The organism is Acidimicrobiia bacterium, assembly GCA_016650365.1.
In the GTDB taxonomy this organism is placed as follows: Bacteria; Actinomycetota; Acidimicrobiia; order Spongiisociales; family JAENVV01; genus JAENVV01.
Genome location: JAENVV010000252.1, coordinates 1 through 4719 on the forward strand (window position 1 = coordinate 1; position 4719 = coordinate 4719).

Genomic DNA, 4719 nt, shown 5'->3' on the forward strand with positions numbered 1-4719 from the left:
CCTTTGGTAGGGCTCGGGTGCTGGCTTTCGGATGCCGATCGACTTCACGTCTACGACTTGTTCAAAGTAGCGAATGCGGTCCCACTTATTCCACCATCCTTCGCCGAGCCATTTGGTGGCGTCGTTGGTGGGGCTGCCGCTTGAGCAGCCCCAGTAGGTAGCCAAAAGGATCAGGGATTCATCCTGACGCCGGCGAACTCTGCACGGAGGCGGTTGCCTGAACTCTCGCTGATCGACTTCGCAACGAGATCAACGAAAGTGTCAGCCCATTTCTTCGTATGCCCGTCTCCGTCCGGGTCGAGCCAGTGAGCGAGTTCATGCAATAGGGTCCAGACGGTCGCTCCCTCCGCTAGGTGGATTCCGTCCTCGAGCACCTTGCCCGCCTCGCGGCCGTCGGCGTCGAGATCGAAAATCAAATCTGGGACCGCCTGCATAGCATTGACGTGGGCGTCGACGAGTTTGAGCAACTCGGGTTCTTCGAGTGCTCGAAGTAGTGCCAACCGTCTTGGGCGGCCGCTGGTCTATCGGTAGGACCAGTCGGGTTGTTTATGTTCTTGTCGTTCGTCATACGTGACTACCCCGTCGACCAGGTCGGCAATTTTGGGGGTGGGGATCCTGGCTCGCAGTGAGGCGCATCGGCCCTCGAGGTGGGTGGCCAGGTCTTCGGGGTAGAGGCGTAGGAGACTCGACACGAGGTTTTGTTCCTGGACGGGTAGGTAGCACCGATTCCCGTCGGCGACGATACGGAGCCGTTCCTTGATGATGTCGAGGTCGGCGGCGGCTCCGGTTCCGTCGCAGAGCCGTTCGAGGGCTGCGGTGATGTGGCCGGTACCGAGTTTGCAGGGGAGGCATTGTCCGCATGATTCCACCGAGAGGAAGCGTGACAGGGTGGCTGTCACCTCGACCATGCAGGCGGTGTCGTCGTAGACGATGAACCCGGCTGCTCCCAGGCCCGAACCGGCCGCCACCATGTCCTCATAGGTGAGCGGAGTCGACATTGCCTCGGCGGGAAGGATGGCGTTGGCCACCCCCGGGACCACCGCCTTGATCGTCCGGCCCGGTCGTGGGCCGCCACATCGTGCGAGCACTTCGTGCAGTGGGGTACCCATCGGTACTTCGATCACTCCGGGCCGTTCCACGTCCCCGACTACGGTGCACACCACCGTCCCGGGTGACTGTTCGGTTCCGACAGATCGGAACTCGTCGGTGTCGTGGGAAAGGATCCAGGTGGCCTGGGCGAGGGTCTCGGCATTGTTCACGAGGGTGGGGTTCGAGGCATGTTCCCCATAGTGTCCAGACTCCGAATCGTGGGCTTGCCAACCGAGTTGGGGGGTGGTGGCGAACAGACCGTGCAGGTAGGGAGGGAGCCAGCGGGGGAGCGGGTCGTTGCCCTCGATGACTTCGAGTAGCGCCTTTTCTTCTCCGAAGAGATACTCCTCGGGTCCGGCGCTGACTTTGACTTCGAGACCATCGAGCCATCCGGCCTGTTCGATTTCGGTAAGCGCGGTGCTGAGGCGTTGGATCTCGGGCCAGAATGATGCCTTGACGGCGAGGAACGCTTCGATGGCGCCAACCGTCCGGGCGGCGATGATGAGCCCTTCGAGTATCTGGTACGGGTTGGCACGGATCAGCGCCCGATCCTTGAAACTACCCGGCTCGCCCTCGGCGCCATTGCATACCGCGTAGTGATGTTGGCCGCCGCCGGTGAGGATGGAACGCCACTTGGCTCCGGTGGGGAAGCCGGCCCCGCCCCGGCCTCGCAGGCCGGCCCGGGTCAGCTGGTCGATGACCTGATCGGCCGTGGCGTGTCGGGTTCGTTCGAGGGCCACGCCACCGCCGAGTTCAAGGTACTCCGAGAGCGATGGCACGGCCTGGTCTGGGAGTACCCGCCAATCGGATTCGGGCCGGATCATGTCCTCTCCTGCGGCGCTAGGGGGTGGTCGACGTGGAATTGGAGGAGGCATCCGGCCCGGTGCGGGTCGCGGCGAATCAGGTTGTCGACGGTGACCCCGTCGAGTTGGTCGGCCAAGCCCCGAGCAAGACCCAGATGGAGTCCGCAGATCGTATCGGCATCGGCGCCTGCCGCCTCGGCAAACGGACAGGTGGCCAGCACGAACTCGACTCGGTCACCACGCTGTCGCCGGCTGGGGTCAAAACCTCCCCGGGCAATGGCCTCTCCCAACGCATCCATTTGGGATCGGCCCGGGTCGGCGACGGCAACTTCGAGTTGGCGCCCGGCCAGGCGGCCGACCTCTTCGGGGGTTGAATCGCTGGTGAGCACGCTGATGAGGAGAAGGCTCAGTCGCTGATACGGGCCGGCCGTTCCCCATCGCCCGTCGGCACCCGGATCGACTCGGAACACGAGGCGGGGACGCCCGGGTCCTCCTGATGGGCGGGTGGTTTGGGTCAGGAGTCCGGCAGTCACCAGTTTGGCAAGATGCTGGCGGATGGCATTGTGGTTGAGGCCGAAGTGTTTGGTTAGTTCGGGCACGTCTACCGGCCGAGCAGCGTCGGCGACATAGCGGAAGATCCGATGGCGGGTGTGATCTCCGAGAGCTCGGGCCTGTTCCTGGAGACTCATGGTCGTCTGTCAATCCAACCTTGATAGATGATGGCCTGTCGGCATGGTTGATTATGCCCGAGGTTCACGGTCGACGGGGGAGCGACCCGAAGTTGGTCGTCGATCGACCGTTCACCGACCAGGAGGTCCGGATGGTCGTATGCTCGTCGGAGGTAGACGGACACATACGACCACTCGGTGGGTGTGGACCACCCGGGGAGAGACGATACCTTGGTCTTCGGTTCGAACTTGCGACCGGCGACGCTGACGGGATTCGGTCCGATGGTCATTGACGGGAGAACCTAACCCGCCAGTTGGTTTCGTCGATCTGATCGGCGACGTAGCCGAATCCCTGCTCGCCGAGGGCGCCCTCGAGGGGGACCGGTTCAAACGGGGCGTAGACGACGAGGATCTCATCGTCTCCTGTGGCGGCGGCAGCCTCCATGATGGCACCAAATGGTTCGCCACCTCCGGCGATGGTGGGGCGAGCATCGACCGTTCGAACCCGACAGGTGAGATCGATCGACCAGCGTTCGGGTCCCGTCTCCACCGCCACCCATCGGTAGAAGTCGGGGTATTCGGCATCGAGTTGGTAGCGAAGTGGGACCGGATCGTGATCGTTGACCAGTCGGATTGTTTCGCCGGGGCCCATGGCTCGGAGCCGGTCAAAGATGGTCTGGTGCCGGTCTCGAGGATGGACCGAGCGGACGTCGAGAATCGCCACGGCCGGGCCGTGAGGATCCGAAGTTGGTTGGTGGGATTCGCTCATGATCGGTCAAGCTCCACAAACACGTCACCATCGACGACTTCGACCCGGTATACGGGGGTGGGTTCGGTGGCCGGAAGACACTGCGGTTGACCGGTAATCAGCGAAAAGGTACTGCCGTGTTTGCCACATTCGATCTCGGCTTCTTCGAGGTCGACCTCCCCATCTGAAAGGGACACATCCTGATGGGTGCATCGGTCGCCGATGGCATGTACGTCGTCGCCAATCCGTACCAGGGCGATTCGTAGGTCGTCGACGTCGTAACGGCGGGGCCTACCGGACTCCAGGTCGGCGAGGGGGCCGACTAGACGGCCCCGGGGGGCCCTTTGGGGACGTCCGGAGGCGGGTGATTTTGTTTCGGTCCCGGTGGCTGGTCGGCCGGATCCCGGGTCGGTCGAATTCAGGTGACCCGATCGCATAAGAATCTTCTCCCTTTGATGATAGGAACTGGACGGGACTATTTTTCTAGCATACACTAGAATAATCATGCGAACTAGGAAATGGTGGAAAGTATCATGAGTATCCCGTCAGACCGAGAGGTCGATGGAGCGATCGTCACCTACCTGCGCACCGACATCGACTGTTTCGCTTGTTTCGAACATGTGCGTCAGGCGCTGTTGTCGCAGCCCGACGTCGAAACCGTCGAAGAGGATGCGACGGTCGGATGTCTTGTGGTGACCCATCGGTCCAACTCCGAACAGTTGCGGCGGGTTGTCACCATTGTGGGACACCGGCTTGGGATGGCAGACAACGGTGAGGTCATTAGGGGAGCAGCCAGTGCTACCACCGCCCCTGATCATAAGTCCTGCCGCGGCCCGGAGCGAGATGAGGAAGTCCGATGACACCTCCCAGTCGAACCCTCATCCCACTGTCGGGTACGACGGGTATGCCCGGAGTGGTGCCCCCACCGTCGATACCCCTGGGCTTCCTGTCTGCGGCAGGTATTGGGTTGATAGGGTTTGGCTTGGCAGCCTGGCTGGCCGCTGACAGTCTCGTCGCCTCCCCGTTCTACAGTGGAGTCATCTCGACGGTCCACCTGGCAGTGCTCGCTTTTCTCACCGTCGCCGTTCTCGGAGCAGTCCATCAGTTCGGTCCGGTTGCCGGTGGGAGACCGCTTCGGTCGGTCGGGGCAGCCCGACTCACCATGGTCGGTATCGTCCTGACCGGTTGGCTTCTCCCCACCGGATTCGCCCACGGACCACGGTGGCTAGTCCCGGCGGCGGGACTGCTCGGGGCGGTGACGGTGACCATGGCCGCCTGGAACTTGTCAGCTCCACTATTCGGCCGCACCGGGGGCATACCGGTGGTAGGTCTCCGGATCTCGGTCGCCTATCTGCTCATCACCGTGTCGTTCGGGGTGGTATATGCCTTCAATCGTGAAATCGGGTGGTTC

The 4719-nt window shown here is 62.6% G+C and carries 7 protein-coding genes; 2 read left to right on the top strand and 5 right to left on the bottom strand.

Annotated features, from left to right (window positions below; all coding sequences use genetic code 11):
* Window positions 1–170: 170 nt before the first annotated feature.
* The 5 genes from JJE47_14375 to JJE47_14395 all read right to left on the bottom strand — a co-directional run bounded on the left by JJE47_14375 (window position 171) and on the right by JJE47_14395 (window position 3745).
* Window positions 171–500: a hypothetical protein gene (locus tag JJE47_14375; GenBank protein MBK5268609.1), complete on the bottom strand. Its 330-nt coding sequence runs from the start codon at window positions 498–500 to the stop codon at window positions 171–173.
* 21 nt (window positions 501–521) lie between these two features.
* A complete protein-coding gene (locus JJE47_14380) occupies window positions 522–1913 on the bottom strand; it encodes an SLBB domain-containing protein (protein ID MBK5268610.1) in 1392 nt (463 codons plus the stop codon).
* Window positions 1910–2581, bottom strand: a complete 672-nt coding sequence (locus tag JJE47_14385; protein ID MBK5268611.1) for a helix-turn-helix domain-containing protein — start codon at window positions 2579–2581, stop codon at window positions 1910–1912. The genes JJE47_14380 and JJE47_14385 overlap by 4 nt, the downstream gene beginning before the upstream one ends.
* Before the next feature lie 265 nt (window positions 2582–2846).
* On the bottom strand, window positions 2847–3329 hold the full coding sequence (locus tag JJE47_14390) for a DUF2249 domain-containing protein (GenBank protein ID MBK5268612.1): 483 nt from the start codon (window positions 3327–3329) through the stop codon (window positions 2847–2849).
* Window positions 3326–3745 carry a non-heme iron oxygenase ferredoxin subunit gene (locus tag JJE47_14395; GenBank protein ID MBK5268613.1) on the bottom strand — a complete coding sequence of 140 codons (420 nt, stop codon included), beginning with the start codon at window positions 3743–3745 and terminating at the stop codon, window positions 3326–3328. Before JJE47_14395 ends, JJE47_14390 begins: the two co-directional genes overlap by 4 nt.
* A gap of 96 nt (window positions 3746–3841) precedes the next feature.
* Here JJE47_14395 and JJE47_14400 point away from each other — a divergent pair, with 96 nt between their 5' ends.
* Together JJE47_14400 and JJE47_14405 are read left to right on the top strand one after the other, a co-directional pair.
* Window positions 3842–4168, top strand: coding sequence for a hypothetical protein (locus tag JJE47_14400; protein MBK5268614.1), 327 nt, complete (start codon window positions 3842–3844; stop codon window positions 4166–4168).
* The coding region (locus tag JJE47_14405; protein MBK5268615.1) for a hypothetical protein at window positions 4165–4719 on the top strand (555 nt) is incomplete at its 3' end. The genes JJE47_14400 and JJE47_14405, both read left to right, overlap by 4 nt.

What these genes read in the sequence shown, in the direction of transcription:
- JJE47_14380 (MBK5268610.1), bottom strand. Translation starts at nt 1,913, where the DNA reads ATGATCCGGCCCGAATCCGATTGGCGGGTACTCCCAGACCAGGCCGTG.
- JJE47_14385 (MBK5268611.1), bottom strand. Translation starts at nt 2,581, where the DNA reads ATGAGTCTCCAGGAACAGGCCCGAGCTCTCGGAGATCACACCCGCCAT.
- JJE47_14390 (MBK5268612.1), bottom strand. Translation starts at nt 3,329, where the DNA reads ATGAGCGAATCCCACCAACCAACTTCGGATCCTCACGGCCCGGCCGTG.
- JJE47_14395 (MBK5268613.1), bottom strand. Translation starts at nt 3,745, where the DNA reads ATGCGATCGGGTCACCTGAATTCGACCGACCCGGGATCCGGCCGACCA.
- JJE47_14400 (MBK5268614.1), top strand. Translation starts at nt 3,842, where the DNA reads ATGAGTATCCCGTCAGACCGAGAGGTCGATGGAGCGATCGTCACCTAC.